Raw genomic sequence first — 18,348 nt, 5'->3', positions numbered from 1 at the left:
AGCCTGCTCAGACGGCAGGCTCATCTCCTTCGGCTCTTACACCAGCTCTGGCTGGCCGATGAGTTCTTTTAAATTATTCTTATCTGTCTTTAATTGTCAACAGTTAATTGACAGAGTCTGAAAGTTCATATTGGCGCATAACCGTCGGCTAACCATGCGGGAGAGAAATATGACCTGGTTCAACGAAGAAAACACAGTTGAACAACTCGTTCTGGATACCCTGACTGATAAAGACAATCAGTGGTGCGTTGCCGAGCCGCAAGCCGACTTTTTCGATTCTCACCTCACCCTCCAGCTTGCAAACCTTCGCTGGCACTTTGTGCCCGCCGAAGACCTGCCCCGTCAGCACTCCGACGTGCTGGTAGAACCCATGTTGCGCGAGGCTCTCATACGCCTCAATCCAGAAATCAAAGCCCAGCCTGACCGCGCTGATGATATTTTATATCGCCTGCGAGCCATTATCATGTCCGTAACCAGTGAAGGACTGGTACGAGCCAATGAACTTTTTGCCCAATGGTTACGGGGTGAGAAATCCATGCCCTTTGGGGATCGAGGCGAACATACTCCCATACGTCTTGTGGATTTTGATGACCCTAATAACAACCAATACATAGTTACCAACCAGTGGGTTTACCCGATCCAGGAAGGTGGACGCCGCTTTGATATTGTCCTGCTCATCAATGGTCTGCCAGTTATTATTGGAGAGGCCAAAACGCCGGTGCGCCCGGCAGTGACCTGGGTGGATGGGGCCAGTGATATTCACAATGGCTATGAAATTGGTCAGCCCCAGATGTTTGTGCCCAATGTATTTTCCTTTGCCACCGAGGGGCGCGCCTTCCATTATGGCAGTGTTCGAATGCCGGTCGAGATGTGGTCACCGTGGAAGGCGCAAAGTGTGAAGGATGAAGTGAGAAGTCTGAAAAATGAATCCGACCTTCACCCTTCACTTTTCACACTTCAAACTTCTTCCGGCCTGCGTGAGGTTCAACAAGCCGTCCGTGATATGCTCAGGCCTCATGTGATCCTGGATATCCTGCAAAATTATACCCTCTTTGCTACGGATAAAAAACACCGACGCATAAAGATAATCTGCCGCTATCAACAATACCAGGGAGCCAATCTTTTGGTTTCGCGGGTGGTCAAGGGCTACCCTAAAAAAGGCCTGATCTGGCATTTCCAGGGCTCAGGAAAATCTTTGTTAATGGTTTTTGCAGCCCAAAAGCTACGTATGCACCGCTTTTTGGGTAATCCCACCGTGATTATTGTGGTGGATCGCATTGATCTGGACACCCAGATAACAGCCACATTCAATGCTGCTGATATTCCCAACATGGTTGGAGCCAACACCCGGCAGGAACTGCATGGTTTGCTGGCCGCTGATACGCGCAAAATCATTATCACCACTATCCATAAATTCGGGGAGGCAGAGGGTCGCTTAAACGACCGGGCCAACATCATTGTCATGGTTGATGAAGCGCACCGCACTCAAGAAGGTGATTTGGGACGCAAAATGCGCGAAGCTTTGCCCCATGCCTTTCTCTTCGGGTTGACTGGCACGCCCATCAATAAACGTGATCGCAATACCTTCTGGGCTTTTGGTGCGGATGAGGATGAGCAGGGCTATATGAGCCGCTATTCTTTTCAGGAATCTATCCGGGACCAGGCTACCCTGCCCCTGCATTTTGAGGCTGTGGATGTAAGACTGCATATCAAAAAGGAGGCCATTGACCAAGCCTATGCTCAAATGACCGATTCTTTAAATGAAGAAGACCGTGATGATCTGGCCAAACGAGCAGCAAAAATGGCTGTGCTGATCAAGGCCCCGACACGGGTTCAGGCTATTTGTGAGCATATTGCCAACCATTTTAAGACCAGAATAGAACCCAATGGATTTAAGGCCCAGGTGGTTACCTTTGATCGCGAGTGCTGCGTGCTGTACAAAAAAACTCTGGACAAGCTCATTGGAGAGGACGCCAGTGCCATTGTCATGCATACTCAAAGCGGTAAATCCGATATATATGCTCAGTGGAAACTGGATAAAGACCAGGAAGAACAACTGCTGGACCGCTTTCGTGATCCCAACGATCCCCTCAAGTTTTTGATTGTCACTTCCAAGCTGCTGACTGGTTTTGACGCCCCTGTTTTACAGGTCATGTATCTGGATAAGCCCATGAAAGACCATAGTCTGCTCCAGGCCATTTGCCGGACCAACCGCACCTATCCCGGCAAAACACATGGGCTGATTGTGGACTATCTGGGCATTTTTGATGAAGTTGCCACGGCTTTGGATTTTGATGACCAGGCTGTGCAGCAAGTGATCTCCAACCTGGATGAACTGAAAAAAGAATTGCCTGGGGTCATAACCAGGGCTCTGGCCTTTTTTCCTGGGGTAGACCGCACTCTTGGCGGCTATGAAGGACTGATGGCTGCTCAAGACTGTCTGCCCAATAATGAAACAAGGGATGCTTTTGCAGCTCAATACTCTGTGCTCTCTCGATTGTGGGAGGCTCTTTCCCCTGATCCATGCCTTGGTCCCTATGAAAAGGATTTTAAATGGCTGACTCAGGTCTATCAATCCGTGAAACCGGGGACAGATAAAGGCAAGTTACTCTGGCACGCACTGGGGCCGAAAACTATTACCCTGGTCCATGAAAATGTTCATCTGGAAACAGTACGCGATGATCTTGAGACCCTGGTTATGGATGCAGAAGTTTTAGAAGGGCTTCTTGATGGTCAAGACCCTGACCGGAAATCCAGGGTAATTCAGATCAAGCTCATTGCCCGTTTACGCAAGCACAAAGAAAATCCCAAGTTTGTTGCTCTGGGTGAACGCCTGGAAAAACTCAAGGAACGGCACGAGCAGGGCCTGCTTCACAGCCTGGATTTTCTCAAGGAACTGCTCACCCTGGCCAAGGAGGTGGTCCAAGCCGAAAAACAAGTAGACCCGGTCGATGAACGGGATAAGGCCCAAACAGCCCTGACGGAATTGTTTACTGAAGTGAAAAGTGGCCAGACGCCCATAGTGGTCGAGCGGATTGTGGCTGATATTGACGAGATTGTGCGCCTGGTCCGCTTTCCGGGCTGGCAAAACACCAAAGCCGGAGAACGTGAGGTCCAGAAGGCCCTGCGCAAAGTGATTTATGTGAAATACAAAATCAAAGACCAGGATCTGTTTGACAAGGCTTACGGATATATCCGGCAGTACTATTAACGTTGGTGTTGCTTTCAAGACCCCTAAAAAAAAGCCTGGAATTTCGGCTACATTTGTATCACAGAGAACAACTTATCTAATGCCGGCTGATATTTTTCAGCTCATTGTCATGCTCTGCAATCTCTGCATTTAATGCACTTCATGAACAGGACAGAAGAAAAAACAGTCAGGGAGCACATTGCCTGGTCATATGCAAACCTCGCCTGCGCACACTCCGCCATACAAAGCGGCGCAAAGAAATACAACAGAATCACCTACATGATTCGCGCCAAACTCAACAAAGGTCTGACTTCCGGAGCCATGAGCAGGTGCTCACTCTTTGATGATGAAAGAGTGAAGTACGATTATCCGATGTCCTGCTGTTACTGCGGAGCTATTGATGATCTCCACATGGACCATCTGCTTCCGAAAAGCAGAGGTGGATGGAACAGTTCGGACAATCTGGTGTGGGCATGCAAATCCTGCAACAGCTCCAAACGGGATCGGGATGTTCTTCGCCGGCTGCATATGGCTGAGATCGAATTGAACGTCTCACCGGCCAATGTCTGAACCGACGAATTGACGACATTGAAATTGTCAGACAAGAGGTGAATGCTTGGCAATCGCATCTATATCTCGGCCCATAATATTGTCCGCGGCTTGCCGAAAAGCGCGGTCATCGGCAACTTCTTCCGTTCGATCCTCTCCATTCCCCTGGCAGTGCTGTTCAACGTCGCCGTTGGCGCGATGTCGCTGGAGGAGTGGCTGATCTTCTACCGCTCCCGGTTGGTCCTTAAACGGCACAAGGAAATCAGCAAGTTTTTCATTGATGGCCTGGTGGGCAAGAACTTCGCCCGGACCCCGGCCTTTTATCTCGACCGCAAGGATGCCTATCTGGAGGAGATGGCCAGGTTCGGCACGTGCGCGAAAAAATGGGTCCGTGATGGGGCGCGGTGGAGGACGGACCCCGGGCAGCGGATTTTGGCGTCAGTGGAGCGCGGGTCGCAGGCTCAGCTCGCCGATGTAGCGATCCACCGGGGCGTATTCGTCGGTGAAGGGAGCAATGGTGCCGCCGGGTACGGGCAGCGCATGGGCCAGCATGTGCTGCAGGTCCGGATCTTCGGGCAGGCCGGTTGGCGGCTTGCTACCGGCGGCCAGCATTATATTCTGCCACAGGTGACGGTCAACGGGATCGGCCACCGCATAAGCCTCAACCGAGGCAAACCGGGTTTGGAAGGTCGCGTGCAGGGCCTGGTAAAAGCGGCTCGCCGTACCCTCGGGCGAGGCCAGAAGATTGACCAGGATCACGCCGTCCGGGTTGAGGGCGGCGCACATCAGCTGCACCGCCTCGACCGTGACCAGGTGAAAGGGGATGGAGTAGTGCGAGTTGAACACGTCGCAGAGGATGATGTCGTAACGGGTGGCAACCTTTTTGAGAAAGGTGCGGGCATCCTCCTCGAAAATGGCGAGGCGCGGGTGGTCGGTCAGGCCGAAATGGCTGCGGGCGAGTTGTGTGATGCCGGGGTCGAGTTCGACCACATCGACGTGCATCTCGGGATAGTGAGCCAGGGCATATTTGGGAAAGGAGTAGCCGCCCCCGCCGAGCACCAGCATGCGGCGCGCGTCGGGCCGGTAATGTTCGACCAGGCGATAAAACCGGGTATAGGGCAGGGCTAACGCAATGGGGTCATCCAGGTACATGGCGGATTGCCGACCCTGGGGCCCGGTGACCATCTCCCGGGTGAGGCGGTCGCTGCCTGCCTCCTTGCCGGTATAGACCAGCACCCGGTTGTACGGAGTGTCCCGGTCGAGAAATCCATACTGTTCCTGCCATTGGTCCTGCTGACAGCAGAAGAACAGGGCCAGACCGAAAAGGAGTATGGACGCACCCTTCAGGGCCTTGGTCGCGGGATCGGCCAGCCAGGAGGCGAGGGCCAGGGAGGCAGCGGTGATGAAGAGAATGGCGGTGCTGCCCACCCAGGCGATGAGGACAAAACCGGCGAGAAAGGTGCCGACAATGGAGCCGACGGTGGAGATCGCATAGAGGCTGCCCGCCGTCCGGCCGCCATGTTCTCGATCCTCCAGGCAGAGGCGGACGGCAAAGGGCGGCACCATGCCGAGCAGAATTGCCGCCGGTGCAAACAGGGCCACGGTGGCGATGATGGCGACGGTGTGCAGGCTGCCCGCGCCCTGGAGAAATTCAAGCACCCAGGTCTTGGACAGGCCGATGGCAGCGGTGGCCCAGGCGGAAAGGAGGACGATCCGACCGAGCCGCCGGGGATGCGGAAATCGGTCGGCCAGGGAGCCTCCCCACCAGGCGCCGAGGCTGAGGCTGGCGAGGATGATGCCGATCAGACTGGTCCACACGACCAGGGAGGTGCCGAGGAAGGGGGCAAGGATGCGGGAGCCGGTCAGTTCGATGACCATCAGGGCCGCGCCGCAGAGAAAGATGCAGCAGTGGAGCATGACAGGTCCTCGCGTGGGGCGGAAATCGATCATAAGATTGTTTACCGTTGCCGTAAAACGAGTCAATTTTTGTCAGATGTACCGGGGAACAGCCAATTTTTCCAGGAAAAAGAGAGTACCGCCGGCGGCACTCTCGGTGAGCTACCGCTTCCAGGGCCACCTTCGCTTTGAAGGCCGCTGAATGGTTCCGTCTCGTTCCTTTTGCCATGTTCTGCTCCTTGTTCTACCCATCTCAGGGCGTTACGGATAGCAGATTTTCCACTGAACGGCTTGTCCAATCTTCCGTGACCAACCTCTGTAGCCCTGCTCCAAAACCAGTCGGACGGCGTCCTCTTTGAATTCTTTGGTAAATCGCTGCCTGTTTCTTTTCTCACTCATCGAACACCTCACTTTCGGTTGACTCACTCTTAGCAGGGTGTCCGTTTGAATTAAACCACTTCAGGCTGGAAGAAAAAAACAGGCGTCCATCAATTCTACTTTTACGCAGATACCTTAAACTGGTTTCTTTCTTTTGCGAAAAACATGGCCTCATGGATGAAACTCTGGCCGCAGTCTCGGAAAAATCATTGCCGTTTGATATTGAGGCGCTACCGTACAAGCTGGAACCGCTCGAACAATTTGTTGTGTGGACGGCTCCAGTGCCGGAATGCAAGAAATGAGCTGTGTGCCGAACAGTTCAACGCAACCGGCCGTTTATGGCAGCGGCTGATTTCGGGCATTCGGCATGAAGCGCATTGCATGTATGTCAGAGACAGGGAGAGAATCAATATGCAGGAAATAGATTTTTCCGAAATAGAAGATATACAAACAGGTCATGCCCACAATCTGGATGCCGGCACAGGGTGCACTGTGCTCATCTCTGAAAAAGGCGTAACCGCTGGGATCGACGTCAGGGGCGGTGCTCCGGCGACCCGGGAAAGCGACCTGCTGCATCCCGTCAACCTGGTGGAGAAGGTACATGCAATCCTCCTGACAGGAGGCAGTGCGTTCGGTCTTGATGCGGCCTCTGGTGTGATGCAGTACCTGGAAGAAAGAGACATCGGTTTTGACGTGCAGGTCACCAGAGTCCCGATTGTATGCGGAGCAGCCTTGTTCGACCTGGCAGTGGGCGATCATAGAGTAAGGCCGGACAGGGAGATGGGGTATCAGGCGTGTCGGAACGCTGCAGACCGGACCTGTGCGAATGGCAGTATTGGTGCCGGTACAGGTGCAACAGTGGGGAAGATACTGGGCATGAAAAGGGCCATGAAGAGCGGGCTTGGGTGTTATGCCATGCAGGTGGATACATTGAAGATCGGAGCGCTTGTGGCGGTCAACTGTCTTGGAGATGTGATTGATCCGGAAACAGGCGAGCGGCTGGCCGGCCTGCTGAACGAGGATCTGAATGGACCCGCCGACACAGAAACAGTGATGATCCGGTCTTATGCCTCAAAAAGAGACCTCTTTGCCGGGAACACAACAATCGGGGTTGTCGTCACAAACGCCGTGCTGACCAAATCACAGGCAACCAAACTGGCGTCCATGTCCCATGACGGCTATGCGAGAACGATGCGACCCGCACATTCCATGTTCGATGGAGACACTGTCTTCACCATGGCGACTGGACAGGTTGATGCGGATCTGAGCACGCTTGGTCTGCTGGCGGCAAGAGTAGTGGAGAAAGCCATTGTCTCTGCTGTAAAGAATGCCGCCCCGCTCTTCGGGCTTAAATGCTGGGCGAATTTCGAGAACAGGGGTACGACCACAAAATAAAAAGAGATAGCCGGGCCTTGGGAGTGTATTGTTTCTGACCTGTTTTAACCGCTCCGTGCGGGGCGTTTTCCTCAAAGGCAGTGACTGGGCCGACCTTTGGCCTTCAATCTGGCCCGTGGCCCTGTTCGGCATTGTGGTCATGCTTTTGTCCGCCCGGTTCTTCCGCCGCACTCTTGATTGAGCGGGAAATGAAGATAGGCGGGACAGATGCCCTGCCCGCCTTTTACTCCTGCGTCGCCTTTGCGGCCAATTCCTTATACTTCAATCCCCACTCTTCCATATTTTTGATAATCGGCCGCATGCTGTCGCCAAGCCGGCTCAGGCTGTATTCCACGCGGGGCGGTACTTCCGGGAATACCGTGCGCGTCAGCAGGCCGTCTTCTTCCATGGAGCGCAGGTTATCTGTCAGCACTTTCTGGCTGATGCCTTCCAGGCTTTTATGTAGTTCGCCAAAGCGTTTTGCGCCGCCAAGCACATCCCGCAGGATGAGCAGTTTCCACTTGTTGCCGATCAGTCCAACCGTTGTCGCCACAGGACAGGCCGGTAAGTCTTTTTTTACAATCATTACTCCCCCAAAGCTTGTGAGGTGATGCTGCATACAGCAATGGATGCCGCACGTCCCGTACAATATACCACACCGGGATACCGCCTTCAATCCGCTGATTTTGTCCAAAAAAAGTTTTCCTCGCCAACCTGCTGGATTCACACAATTCTAACCCAAAGGTAACTAACCGGATAAAAAAGTGCGTACTTTCAAAGCCTTGGCAATGCATTAGTGTACAGAGGCAGGAAGATGGCCCCACGTTTTCCACCATGGCAAATATTTATCCGATCCGGAGAAAGATAAGGAGTCAAGAGATGCATTTTTCAAGTGATATCAACCGTCCGCCCTACGAGGCTGATGATGCGTATCTTCAGGTGACCAGCGGCTGCAGTCATGACGCCTGTGTCTTCTGTACCTTTTACAAAGATGCCCCCTTCAAGGCCTCGCCCATGGAAGAGATAGTGTCCGACATCAGGGAACTGGCAATACATGGAGCCAGATACAACCGTATTTTTCTCCAGGGAGCCGATCCGTTCATTCTGTCGTCCAAGAGGCTGCATGAGATTGCCGATCTCATTCACGAACATCTGCCCTGGGTCAAAACCATCGGTGGCTATGCCCGGGTGGACAATCTTGCAAACAAGAGCGTGGAAGAACTCCGTGAGCTGGCCAAGATGGGTTACGGCGGCTTTTACTTTGGCATAGAAACCGGTGATGATTTTCTGCTCAAGCGCATGAACAAGGGCTACACCTCTGATGTGATCATTGAGCAGATGTCCAAGCTGGGCGAAGCAGGCATGGACTTTGTCGGCAACTTTCTCGGTGGACTGGGAGGCCGGGGATACGGACCGAGTCATGCCCGTGAGACGGCTCGTGTGAGCAACATCATCCGGCCGACGATGATTTACGCCTCACAACTGACGCTCTTCCCGGATACGCCGCTGATGCAGGATGTCTGGGCAGGCAAGTTTGCAGAAGCCACCGAAGTGGAGCGCTTTGAGGAGATGCAGGAATTTCTGCGCTGTATCACCGTACCGACCGTCTTCAAGGCGGAACATGTGACCATGCCCTCGCCTATCCGCGGCAACCTTCCAGAAGACCTCGACCGCATGACCAGCGAGCTGCAGCAGCTTATAGACCGTGGAGAGGCCTGGCTGCGCAACTATCGAAGCCAGGTGCACGGTCTGTAAACAGAAAACAACTACGAAAAAAGAGGCGGCAACTACCTTAATCACCCAACCAGGCCGGCCGCTCCTGTTGCGGCGGCATATCCATAAACCCTGAATCAGTGAGGTAATCACATGAACAAACTTGCACAACTGAACGTATGGAACAACAAAGGCGGCTTTTCTTCTCCCAAGAGTGCCCAGGGCTATCTGAACAGCAAAACAGCCTGTATGGCTATCGGAGCGTCCTGCGGTTCTTCCTGCGGCGCGGGTGATGACAAGCCAAAAGCGTCTACAACCGCCTCCTGCGGAGCCGGTGACGACAAGTAGGCAAGTGGGAAGATGCGTTGCCCCGGCCCTGTCTTCTGCAACCGGGGCAGCGCATTCTCCTGATGTATTGAGGTAACTCCAGATGGACAGATATTTTTCTTTTCAGTGGCATATTACAGACAATTGCGACCAGCGCTGTGCGCACTGTTATATCTTTGCCAAAGATAACCATATTCCCATCCGGACCATGCCGTGGGAGGCCATGGAAAAAACGCTGGAAAGCTGTCTGTCACAGACTGCGCTCTTTCGGCTGTGAGCGTTACCAGCTCTCCATTGACGGCTTGGAGCAGACCCACGACACCATCAGGAAACCCGGCTCTTTTGCAACCACCCTGGAAAAAATAGCCTGCCTCCGCACGGCTGGTATCAGAAGCGTTGTGATGACAACCGTTTCCGGCCTGAACAGCAGTGAACTTCCGGAGATCATTGATCTTGTTGTTAAACACCGTGCCGATGTTTTCGCCTTTACCCGGTATTGCCCGACAAGTCCGACAAGTCCTGATAAAAGCACTCATATCACCCCGAAAGATTATCGTGCTCTGCTGGAGGTTTGCTGGGGAAAATTTCAAAAGCACAAGGACTCCGGCACAGTATTCAATCTCAAGGATCACCTGTGGACCCTGTTTCTGTATGAAAAGGGTTTATTCCAAATTCCGGAAGGTCTGGACGCTGCCACCATTTACGACGGCTGCAACTGCGGCATCTCCCATCTGACCATCTTACCGGACGGCACGGTGTACGCCTGCCGTCGCATGGAAAGCGCTGTCGGCAACGTCTTCAACAACAAACTGACGGAAATTTTCCTGGGAAACCGTATGGATGCCTACCGTAATTATGCCAGGTTTGAAAAATGTGCACAGTGCGAACTCATGCGTTTTTGCAGGGGATGTCCGGCCGTGGCCTACGGCTACACCGGCAGCCACTACAGTGCTGATCCGCAATGCTGGAAAAGTATCACAGTTTAACCAATTAGATAAAAATAAGGAAAGACCATGAACGAGACTATGAGAACCATTCTGGGACGTCGCGCTATCCGCAGGTATCGTCCCGATCAGATTAGCAAAGACGAACTCAACACGATTCTGGAAGCAGGACTCTATGCGCCCAATGCGGGCGGCAGGCAATCCTGTCTGGTCGTTGCCTGTCAGAATGCGGCCATAAATGATGAGCTTGGCAAAATTAACAAACAGGCTTTCGGCACACCAAAACCCGGCAGGCATGTATCCAAAGAGCAGCCGAGTATTATAGATGATCCGCAGATTGCCAGCGGGTTTTATGGGGCGCCCACAGTGCTGATTTTTTTCGGCCCGAAAGATTTTATCTACTCTGTGGCTGACTGCTGCATGATGGCCGAAAACATGATGCTGGCGGCATACTCGCTGAACATTGGCTCCTGCATGGTCATGCGCGCTGAAGCCACCTTTGCCGGTGAGCCTGGGCAAAGGCTGCAAAAAGAATGGGGTATTGATGAAAATTTTGAGGCCAAGGCTTTTGTGACCCTGGGTTATCCGGACGGTACTGTGCCTGCCGGCAAACCCCGCAAAGAAAACAGGGTCAAGCTGATTGCCTGATACAATAGAACCTCAAAGAGGAGTGATCATGCACAACTGGACCTTTTTACATCTGTTTGTTGACGAGGACGATGTTTCCCGCGTTGATCCTCACTTTACCCAGGAACTGACGGCAATCGAGTTTGCGCCACCGGCACCGCCCATGTTTGTCTCCCATCCTATGGATGTGCAATCACTGGCAATGATCGAGTTGCCGGTGGGCTGGCAGGGTGGCTGGCATCCCAGCCCCAGAAAGCAGTGGGTCATCTGCCTTGCCGGAGAAATGGGCTATGAAGCCGGCGACGGCACCGTGTTCACGCTGCATCCCGGGACCTGTATCCTGACCACTGACATCCGCGGAAAAGGCCATAACAGCTGGAACGCAGGCACAGTACCGGTACGCCTGGCCCTTGTGCAGCTGTAAAAGCAGTGGCCTCTACCATCTGCTGCTTATGTTGAACAATAAACGTGTTTAAGGAGAAGGCCTATGAACATGCTTAGTATTTTCTTTTTGTCCCTGAGCCTTGTGTTGGGATCAACCGTCGGGGCACAGGCAACGGAAGTAACCGGAAACAGCACCATTGCACAAGGCGCAGTACTTCCGCCGAAAGCAGTGCAGGCAGCCGAGGCCATGATCGCCAAAGGATCCGGGGGTTTCAGTGTTGGTATCGGCATAAGGGACAAGATCATTGCCTTGACTAGCTTCGGCAACATCAAAGCTGACACCCAATACCCCATTGCTTCGGCATCAAAGTTCCTGACCGCAGCAACGGTCATGGCTGTGGTGGATGAGGGCAAGCTGCAAATGGATGCGCCCATTGCCACCTGGCTGCCGAAATTGCCGCCTGCTGCCGGCAAGCTGACGCTGCGCCAACTGCTGTCACAAACCTCCGGGCTGGCAGGTGCCAGGGGCGAGTACTACGACTTGGCCCAGGACCACCGCATAACGTTGGAGCAATCGGCTCTGGACGTGGCCCAGCGGCCGCTGGTAAGTGTGCCGGGTGAAGTTTTTGCCTATGGCGCGCCGGGATTCCAGGTGGCGGGCGCGGTGGTGGAAGCGGCAACCGGGAAGCGCTGGGCCCAGGTCTTTCAGGAAAAAATCGCCACTCCCTTAGGCATGAGCCACACCTACTGGACGCATCTGCGACTGGATTCGGCCACAGAGCTGCCCTTGGCGGAAACGCTTAATCCCGTGCTGCAGGGCGGCGCAGTCAGCACAGCAGCAGACTATCTGCGCTTTTTAAGCATGATGGCCAATGAAGGTGTGTTTGAAGGCAAACGCGTACTCTCAAAAAACAGCGTCGATGAGATGCTGAAAGACCAGACACCTAAAGCGTTCATGACTCCCGCGCCCGAAAACCCCATCAAGGGCGGGCACTACAGCCTGGGCAACTGGTGTGAGTCCTGGGATGAAGCAGGTGTCTGTCTGCGCAGTTCCAGCATCGGCGCATTCGGGGTCTACCCCTGGGTGGAGCGTAAGACAGGACACTTTGGCATTGTCTTTGTCTATCAGCGCGAGAACGCATTTCGCCTGTGGCCGGAGATTCAAGCCATTCGTAATGCTGTCGAAGTTGATACACCCTGAAAAATAATCGGCCTGGAAACACCTGCCACTGGGAGACGCTCCTGGCTGTCAACAAATAAAGATAGCTGGAAACTCAAAGTGATTGAGTGCGTTCTTTGCATTGTATTTTTAGGCGCAGACCGGACGATTGACGAATCGTTTTTATAATAACCTCTTACTCTCTGGAGAACAGAACATGATGAAAGGCAAATTGATTATCAAGTTGGCCGCTGTGCTGGCCATGACCTTATTTGCTGGCAGCGCCTTGGCGGCCGGGTTCAACTCCATGCAGGAGAAAAAACTCGGGCAAGGGACAGTTCAGGTCTATGACTTTGGGGCTTTGAAACTCCATGCCTACCAGACGGACGACCCAATGCATGATGCGTCCTTCCTGCTGGAAACAACAAAGAACCTTGTGGCCATGGAGTCTCCGTCCTTTGACGCCGACATCGCGGAGTGGAAAAGTTATGTCGGCAGCCTGGGCAAGCCGCTCACCGACATTCTCCTTTCCTATCATCCCACTGGCGGCAAATGGTACGGCGACGCCAAAAGTCACGCCACCGCAAAAGCCAAACAGGCCATGACTGCCGGGGCCACCAAGGAGCTTATTGCCAATCTCAGCCAGACTTTCGGTGCGGGTTTCAATACGCAAATCCCCGCTATAGACTCTCTGCTCAAGGCGGGAGCCAATACGGTCGGCGGCATTGATGTTAAAATCATCGAAGCCGGTGACGGCTATGATATTGCGCTCCCGGCCATCAAGGTTATCTATACCCACATGCTTGGAGCTGATACCCACTCCATTCTTGCCGGGCAAGAGCACATCAAAGCGGTTCTGGCTTCGCTGGAGAGCATGAAGGCCAACAGCTATGTCCTGATCCTTTCCAGTCACCATACGCCGGAAACCCTGGCCGATGTGGACACCAAAATCGCCTATATCAAGGCAGTACAGACTTTGGCCGCGCAAAGCAGTGACAGGGATGACTTTGTTGCTCGCGTGAAAAAGGCCTTTCCTGATTATGCCGGTCTGAACTACCTGGACATGACTGCCGGATTCATGTTTGCGAAGGAAGCGAACTGATTTGCAGCCGGAGCGGCTCGTGACTTCGGGCTGCTCCGGCTTTCATATTGAAAGGCAAATGACGTTTAACTTGAAAAAAATGCTTTGCTGAAAAGACTTGAGTTCCCCCTGTCACTGCACCGAAGCTTGATATCTTCATGTTTGGCCATGATCAGACACTGACCATCTGTTTTTGTCATGGAGAATGTGAAGAGACTGCTTTTATGCCAAAGCAAACAAGAGCAGCACTGTTCATCATATTCTCAGAGATCTTCACGATCCTCTGACCGCACTGAAAAATAGCCAACCTTTAAATATAAAATCTATTCTCTGGACACTCCTGCCCGCTACATAGCAGTCCGTCTGGTTTCTTGCCGGCTGACTTTCTCGTCATGAGCAAAAATCATGGTACTCCTCAAGCTTGCTGCAGCGTGATTCTTCTCAAAATACGTGAAGATATGGGTGCTGTTTTGCACTGATCTGTTAAAATAGAAGAATCCGGTAAATGCCGAAACTGTTCGGAAAGGCCTTCCTAAGTTGCGCAGCGGTCTATCGAGAGAAGAAGACACTCACAACGACGGGAACGATCAGGTCTCATAAATACGTGAAAACAGGATGTTGAAAGCTATTTGAGATGAACGAATTCAAGGTGTCTTCAGCCGGCGGAGAGCGAGGAGATATTTTTTATGACAAAGGCTGTTTTAACAACCAAGGTCAATCCAACCTATGATGACCTTCCAGAAGAACGCTATCATTTCCCCGGCACCTATCTAGGCCAAATAGAAAAAGCCATTGGCGACTGGATTATATATTACGAACCTCGGCGAATTTCCGGGGACCTGTCAAGTAGAGGTGGAAGACAGTCGTATTTCGCCACTGCCCGTTTATTGAGCATTGAACGCGATCATATCCACAAAAATCATTACTATGCCTTTGTTGCAGATTATCTTGAATTCGATCACGCCGTCCCCTTCAAAGAAGGGCATCATTATTATGAAAGCAGCCTGCAACGGAAGAATGATGGGAAGACGAATAGGGGAGCATTTGGTCGTGCGGTGAGGTTGATTCCCGACAAAGAGTATGACCTCATTCTACAAGCCGGCTTTACAAAATCTCTAGAGGCAACGGTAGATGAAAACCAGACACTGCCGGTAACCCCTTATGAGCTGGGGGAGGAAATGACTCACTATGAACGTTCTATCATTGAACGAATTGTCGCCCGGCCATTCCGTGATGTTGCCTTTGCTGTCTCGGTAAAAGAAGTCTATCAAGATACCTGCGCAATGACCGGGCTTAAAATTATCAACGGTGGCGGTCGTGCAGAAGTGCAAGCAGCGCATATCCAACCGGTCTCTCAAAATGGACCTGACTCTATCAGAAATGGTATAGCCCTTTCCGGCACAGTGCACTGGATGTTTGATCGTGGTTTAGTTTCTATCGACGATGATTATTCCATCCTTGTGGCAATGGATCGTTTACCCGACACCGTCATGCGGCTTTTAAATGAAAATCGCAGACTTATTTTGCCACCACGAACCGATGTACGACCCCATCGACATTATCTCAACTACCATCGTGAGAATATTTTTAAAGGGTAATCACCCGTGCGGTATCCTGCCTCGGTTCCACTTCTAAGGCCTTATAAACCGGGTATTTCAATAAAAAAACAGCTCAATCAAAGAGCTGTCTGATAGTGGACGATCAGACTATTTTTGATCGTCTCAATGCCGAAAAAGCATTCTCCTGCAGTATTCCAAGGATCAATAGCGCAGGAGAATAAACACGGAAAGAGGAAGATTCCTGACGCAGTCAGGAAAGAGAGTCAGCGGTCAGGAGGGGTTCAGGCATTCAGCATGACACTTGTCGCCTTGATAGCCACTTGAGCTTCCTTTCCAACAGCAAGACCAAGCCGCTCCACAGAGCTGGTGGTGATGGCTGCCACAATTTCAACGCCTGGCGCTACCTCCACAGTGACCTCAGCCATAACCATACCTTTCTTCACATCTTTGACCTTGCCTTTTATCTGGTTCCTTGCGCTCAATGCCATGACAAACCTCCACAGGATATATAAATAAAAATGAACGGAACCTGTTTCCATTCAATTCCTTTTAAAATCATACTGGTTGGTTTGACAGTCAAGCCAACCGGTTATTTTAATTGCACAGAACGGTCCCCTACTCTCTCATAAAACTTGCAAAAACAGCGTCAAGAACTCATTGGTTATAAAAGAGGTGTGGAAAAACCCTGGTTACCTCACAGCAAAATCATCTTCGTGGCTGACAGCTCTCATTGAATGTGTGCTGGCTGCTGTGGTAATGTTTCCGCACAAAGAGGAGGTCGATTGCCATGCAACTGAAATGGATAGCTGTCTTACCAATCGTTATCTTTTTGCTGTACGGCTGTGCTGATCTGCCGCTGACAACTGTTGCCGATCCAACACTCAGGAAGAGCTCCTTTGCCGATCTGGTTGCTGCAGCGCAACAGCACATCGGCAAAACAGTCATTCTGGGCGGCTATGTGCTCTCTATTGAAAACAAAGCTGATCACACCCGTATAGTGGCCCTGCAAACACCTCTGAGCTCGGGGCAGGAGCCCCAATCAAAGGACCTGTCTCAAGGACGCCTGATTCTGCTGTACAATGGTTTTCTCGATCCTGAAGTCTACACCAAAGAGCGCAAGATCACGGTTGCCGGTACCATTGCAGGCAGCTCAACCACAGAACGCCACACCGAAACAGAGTATCCCTTTCTGCGCTTACAGATCGAGCAGCTGTACCTGTGGCCCAAACCAACGATACAGCCCTACCGGCCTTACGATTACTGGCACCACCCCTACTACTACGACCCCTGGTGGGGCCCCTACCCCTGGCACTGGCGTCATCGCTACCACCGCTGGCGGTAAAACAAAAAAACAGGCAATGCCTACAACACGGAGGCGTGGCATGGCTCAATCAATCAGGTTTGTTGCGCTGCTGGCAGCGATTTTGTTCCTTTCAGCCTGTGCCGGTGGCCTGTCGCAAAAGGCACGTTCGCAGGTCACCTACAGCGGTACGTTTCAAGCCCTGCAGCAACAATCCTATCTCCATACAAGCACGGTGGTGATGCTGGGCGGTAAGATCATCTCCTCCGAGGTGAGTGCGGCGGACACCCGTCTGCTGGTACTGCACCTGGCCCTGGACAACAGCGGCCGACCGCGCGACGAGATCAGTTCTGAAGGTCGCTTTATCATTCAGACAGATCAGTTTACCGATCCGGCGATCTACCCGCAGGGGACACTGATCTCGGTGGTGGGCACGGTGACCGGCAGTGAGCATCGCACCATCGGGCAGATGGATTACGAGTACCCGGTTATCAGGCTGATCGAAATAAAGAAGTGGCCGCCCGCTGAATCGACCGAGCCGCGCTTCCACTTTGGTATTGGTGTGGGAACATACTTTTAGACGGCTGTCGATATAGCCGATGCTGCCACCTTACACAGCCATCCTGCCCAAAAACCAAAACGGACAGGATGGATCGTACCGCCCGGAGAACAGCCGGAACAAAAAATTCACATCACCCCACCTGCCCGCTGCGACTGGTATCGTGATACTCTGCAAAGCCTCTCAAATACTGCTCTATTCATCTGAATTTTAGAGTTGGTGGAATTTAGGTTTGGCGTATAATCAGTGTATTGAACTGTCATTTCGTCTATGACCTGTACTTCATCTATCTGATTAAAAAAGGTGGAGCTGTTTCCACCTGTTATACTGCCGGCAACGCATATTGAGGGGACTGGATGCGGACAAACTATGTACTCATTGACTACGAGAACGTGCAGCCTTCTGCACTCTCCGTTCTTGAAAAAGAGCATTTCAAGGTCATTGTCTTTGTAGGTTCCAATCAAGCCAAGATTACCTTTGATGTGGCAGCACAGCTTCAACGACTGGGATCAAGCGCCAGCTACATCAAAATTTCAGGCAATGGACCTAATGCCCTAGACTTCCATATCGCTTACTACATCGGCCATCTGGCTGCCACAGATCCTGACGCTTACTTCCACATCATTTCAAAGGACACAGGCTTTGACCCTCTCATTGCTCACCTAAAAGCCAAAAAAATCTTAGCATGCCGTTCTCAAGACATTACCGACATGCCTATAGTCAAAGCAGCGAACTCCAGAATACCATCGGAAAAGATCGCCGTGGTTGTCGCCAACCTCAAACAACGCGGCGCTTCCAAACCCCGTACAGTCAAGACTCTGTCCAGCACGATCAGCTCGCTGTTTCAGAAGGCACTTGTAGAGGAAGAACTTGCCGCCCTTCTTAAGCTCATGGAGAAGCAAGGACTTGTCATCATCAATGACACAAAAGTCACCTACTCACTTCCTGGATAACGGTGCTGACAGTTCATTCAAGCCGACGCTGCTTTGCACCACGGCTCAATAGCAACACTCGGCCACCAACCAAAAGAGAGGCTGTATGAAGAGTTTTTTAAGCAACCGTGCCCTTGTCTCCAGCTTCTTTATTCTGCCGTTGCTCATGGCGTGCAGCTCCAAAGAGCCTGGCCCGGATGCGGCAATCGCCAATCCTGCTTCCGAGCACTGTGTGCAAAAAGGCGGCAAGCTCGAAATTGTCAAAGATGCGTCCGGCGAAAAGGGCATGTGCCATCTGCCTGACGGCTCCGTTGTGGAGGAGTGGGAACTCTTCCGCCGTGATACCCCGCAAACGTAAGCAGTAGTTCCCCAACCG

The 18,348-nt window shown here is 52.3% G+C and carries 21 protein-coding genes and 2 pseudogenes; 18 read left to right on the top strand and 5 right to left on the bottom strand.

Going from position 1 to position 18,348, the window contains the following annotated elements:
* The first annotated feature begins 169 nt into the window (after positions 1–169).
* Positions 170–3,211 (top strand): type I restriction endonuclease subunit R, encoded by a 3,042-nt coding sequence (locus tag HP555_RS07330; RefSeq protein WP_199261054.1) that lies wholly within the window; start codon positions 170–172, stop codon positions 3,209–3,211.
* Between the two features lie 132 nt (positions 3,212–3,343).
* A pseudogene (locus HP555_RS14280) lies at positions 3,344–3,685 on the top strand (HNH endonuclease); the annotation flags it as partial.
* 102 nt (positions 3,686–3,787) lie between these two features.
* On the opposite strand, the gene HP555_RS07320 reads toward HP555_RS14280, so the two are convergent.
* From HP555_RS07320 to HP555_RS14370, 3 genes are all read right to left on the bottom strand, one after another.
* Entirely contained in the window at positions 3,788–3,994 is a 207-nt protein-coding gene (locus HP555_RS07320; RefSeq protein WP_199264582.1) for a hypothetical protein, read from the bottom strand.
* A gap of 183 nt (positions 3,995–4,177) precedes the next feature.
* Positions 4,178–5,689 carry a fused MFS/spermidine synthase gene (locus HP555_RS07315; RefSeq protein ID WP_199261052.1) on the bottom strand — a complete coding sequence of 504 codons (1,512 nt, stop codon included), beginning with the start codon at positions 5,687–5,689 and terminating at the stop codon, positions 4,178–4,180.
* 207 nt (positions 5,690–5,896) lie between these two features.
* A complete protein-coding gene (locus HP555_RS14370) occupies positions 5,897–6,034 on the bottom strand; it encodes a transposase (protein ID WP_408639827.1) in 138 nt (45 codons plus the stop codon).
* A 152-nt stretch (positions 6,035–6,186) separates the two neighbouring features.
* Here HP555_RS14370 and HP555_RS14220 point away from each other — a divergent pair, with 152 nt between their 5' ends.
* The 3 genes and pseudogenes from HP555_RS14220 to HP555_RS14365 form a co-directional block, all read left to right on the top strand.
* Positions 6,187–6,315, top strand: coding sequence for a hypothetical protein (locus HP555_RS14220; protein ID WP_269846835.1), 129 nt, complete (start codon positions 6,187–6,189; stop codon positions 6,313–6,315).
* A 109-nt stretch (positions 6,316–6,424) separates the two neighbouring features.
* Positions 6,425–7,408 (top strand): P1 family peptidase, encoded by a 984-nt coding sequence (locus HP555_RS07310; RefSeq protein WP_199261050.1) that lies wholly within the window; start codon positions 6,425–6,427, stop codon positions 7,406–7,408.
* A gap of 16 nt (positions 7,409–7,424) precedes the next feature.
* Positions 7,425–7,589: pseudogene (locus HP555_RS14365) on the top strand (ABC transporter permease); the annotation flags it as partial.
* A gap of 42 nt (positions 7,590–7,631) precedes the next feature.
* Here the strand turns inward: HP555_RS14365 and HP555_RS07305 are convergent.
* The gene (locus HP555_RS07305) at positions 7,632–7,973 is read right to left on the bottom strand and encodes a winged helix-turn-helix transcriptional regulator (RefSeq protein ID WP_199261048.1); all 342 of its coding nucleotides are present in this window, start codon (positions 7,971–7,973) and stop codon (positions 7,632–7,634) included.
* Positions 7,974–8,266: 293 nt separating this feature from the next.
* Between HP555_RS07305 and HP555_RS07300 the strand changes: the two genes are divergently transcribed.
* The 9 genes from HP555_RS07300 (at position 8,267) to HP555_RS07265 (ending at position 15,220) form a co-directional block, all read left to right on the top strand.
* Positions 8,267–9,142, top strand: a complete 876-nt coding sequence (locus HP555_RS07300) for a radical SAM protein (RefSeq protein ID WP_199261046.1) — start codon at positions 8,267–8,269, stop codon at positions 9,140–9,142.
* A 111-nt stretch (positions 9,143–9,253) separates the two neighbouring features.
* Entirely contained in the window at positions 9,254–9,448 is a 195-nt protein-coding gene (locus tag HP555_RS07295) for a hypothetical protein (RefSeq protein ID WP_199261044.1), read from the top strand.
* Positions 9,449–9,530: 82 nt separating this feature from the next.
* Positions 9,531–9,704: a hypothetical protein gene (locus HP555_RS14105; protein ID WP_233249307.1), complete on the top strand. Its 174-nt coding sequence runs from the start codon at positions 9,531–9,533 to the stop codon at positions 9,702–9,704.
* Positions 9,685–10,413: an SPASM domain-containing protein gene (locus HP555_RS07290; protein WP_233249296.1), complete on the top strand. Its 729-nt coding sequence runs from the start codon at positions 9,685–9,687 to the stop codon at positions 10,411–10,413. The genes HP555_RS14105 and HP555_RS07290 overlap by 20 nt, the downstream gene beginning before the upstream one ends.
* A 27-nt stretch (positions 10,414–10,440) precedes the next feature.
* Positions 10,441–11,019, top strand: a complete 579-nt coding sequence (locus HP555_RS07285; protein ID WP_199261040.1) for a nitroreductase family protein — start codon at positions 10,441–10,443, stop codon at positions 11,017–11,019.
* A gap of 28 nt (positions 11,020–11,047) precedes the next feature.
* Positions 11,048–11,422, top strand: a complete 375-nt coding sequence (locus HP555_RS07280) for a cupin domain-containing protein (protein WP_199261038.1) — start codon at positions 11,048–11,050, stop codon at positions 11,420–11,422.
* Positions 11,423–11,485: 63 nt separating this feature from the next.
* The gene (locus HP555_RS07275; RefSeq protein WP_199261037.1) at positions 11,486–12,583 is read left to right on the top strand and encodes a serine hydrolase domain-containing protein; all 1,098 of its coding nucleotides are present in this window, start codon (positions 11,486–11,488) and stop codon (positions 12,581–12,583) included.
* A gap of 175 nt (positions 12,584–12,758) precedes the next feature.
* Positions 12,759–13,643: a hypothetical protein gene (locus HP555_RS07270; RefSeq protein ID WP_199261035.1), complete on the top strand. Its 885-nt coding sequence runs from the start codon at positions 12,759–12,761 to the stop codon at positions 13,641–13,643.
* Positions 13,644–14,308: 665 nt separating this feature from the next.
* Positions 14,309–15,220, top strand: coding sequence for an HNH endonuclease (locus HP555_RS07265; RefSeq protein WP_199261033.1), 912 nt, complete (start codon positions 14,309–14,311; stop codon positions 15,218–15,220).
* A 242-nt stretch (positions 15,221–15,462) separates the two neighbouring features.
* On the opposite strand, the gene HP555_RS07260 is transcribed toward HP555_RS07265, so the two are convergent.
* Positions 15,463–15,669 carry a TOBE domain-containing protein gene (locus HP555_RS07260; protein WP_199261031.1) on the bottom strand — a complete coding sequence of 69 codons (207 nt, stop codon included), beginning with the start codon at positions 15,667–15,669 and terminating at the stop codon, positions 15,463–15,465.
* Between the two features lie 299 nt (positions 15,670–15,968).
* Between HP555_RS07260 and HP555_RS07255 the strand changes: the two genes are divergently transcribed.
* The 4 genes from HP555_RS07255 to HP555_RS07240 all read left to right on the top strand — a co-directional run bounded on the left by HP555_RS07255 (position 15,969) and on the right by HP555_RS07240 (position 18,330).
* Positions 15,969–16,523, top strand: coding sequence for a Slp family lipoprotein (locus HP555_RS07255; protein ID WP_199261029.1), 555 nt, complete (start codon positions 15,969–15,971; stop codon positions 16,521–16,523).
* A gap of 40 nt (positions 16,524–16,563) precedes the next feature.
* The gene (locus HP555_RS07250; RefSeq protein ID WP_199261027.1) at positions 16,564–17,061 is read left to right on the top strand and encodes a Slp family lipoprotein; all 498 of its coding nucleotides are present in this window, start codon (positions 16,564–16,566) and stop codon (positions 17,059–17,061) included.
* 335 nt (positions 17,062–17,396) lie between these two features.
* Entirely contained in the window at positions 17,397–17,993 is a 597-nt protein-coding gene (locus HP555_RS07245) for a PIN domain-containing protein (protein ID WP_199261025.1), read from the top strand.
* Positions 17,994–18,078: 85 nt separating this feature from the next.
* Positions 18,079–18,330 (top strand): putative hemolysin, encoded by a 252-nt coding sequence (locus HP555_RS07240; protein ID WP_199261023.1) that lies wholly within the window; start codon positions 18,079–18,081, stop codon positions 18,328–18,330.
* The last annotated feature ends 18 nt before the right edge of the window (positions 18,331–18,348 follow it).

This window comes from Desulfobulbus oligotrophicus, assembly GCF_016446285.1.
GTDB classification, from domain to species: domain Bacteria; phylum Desulfobacterota; class Desulfobulbia; order Desulfobulbales; family Desulfobulbaceae; genus Desulfobulbus; species Desulfobulbus oligotrophicus.
The sequence above is the reverse complement of the archived record's forward strand: the minus strand, read 5'-3'. Positions and strand labels throughout refer to the sequence as shown.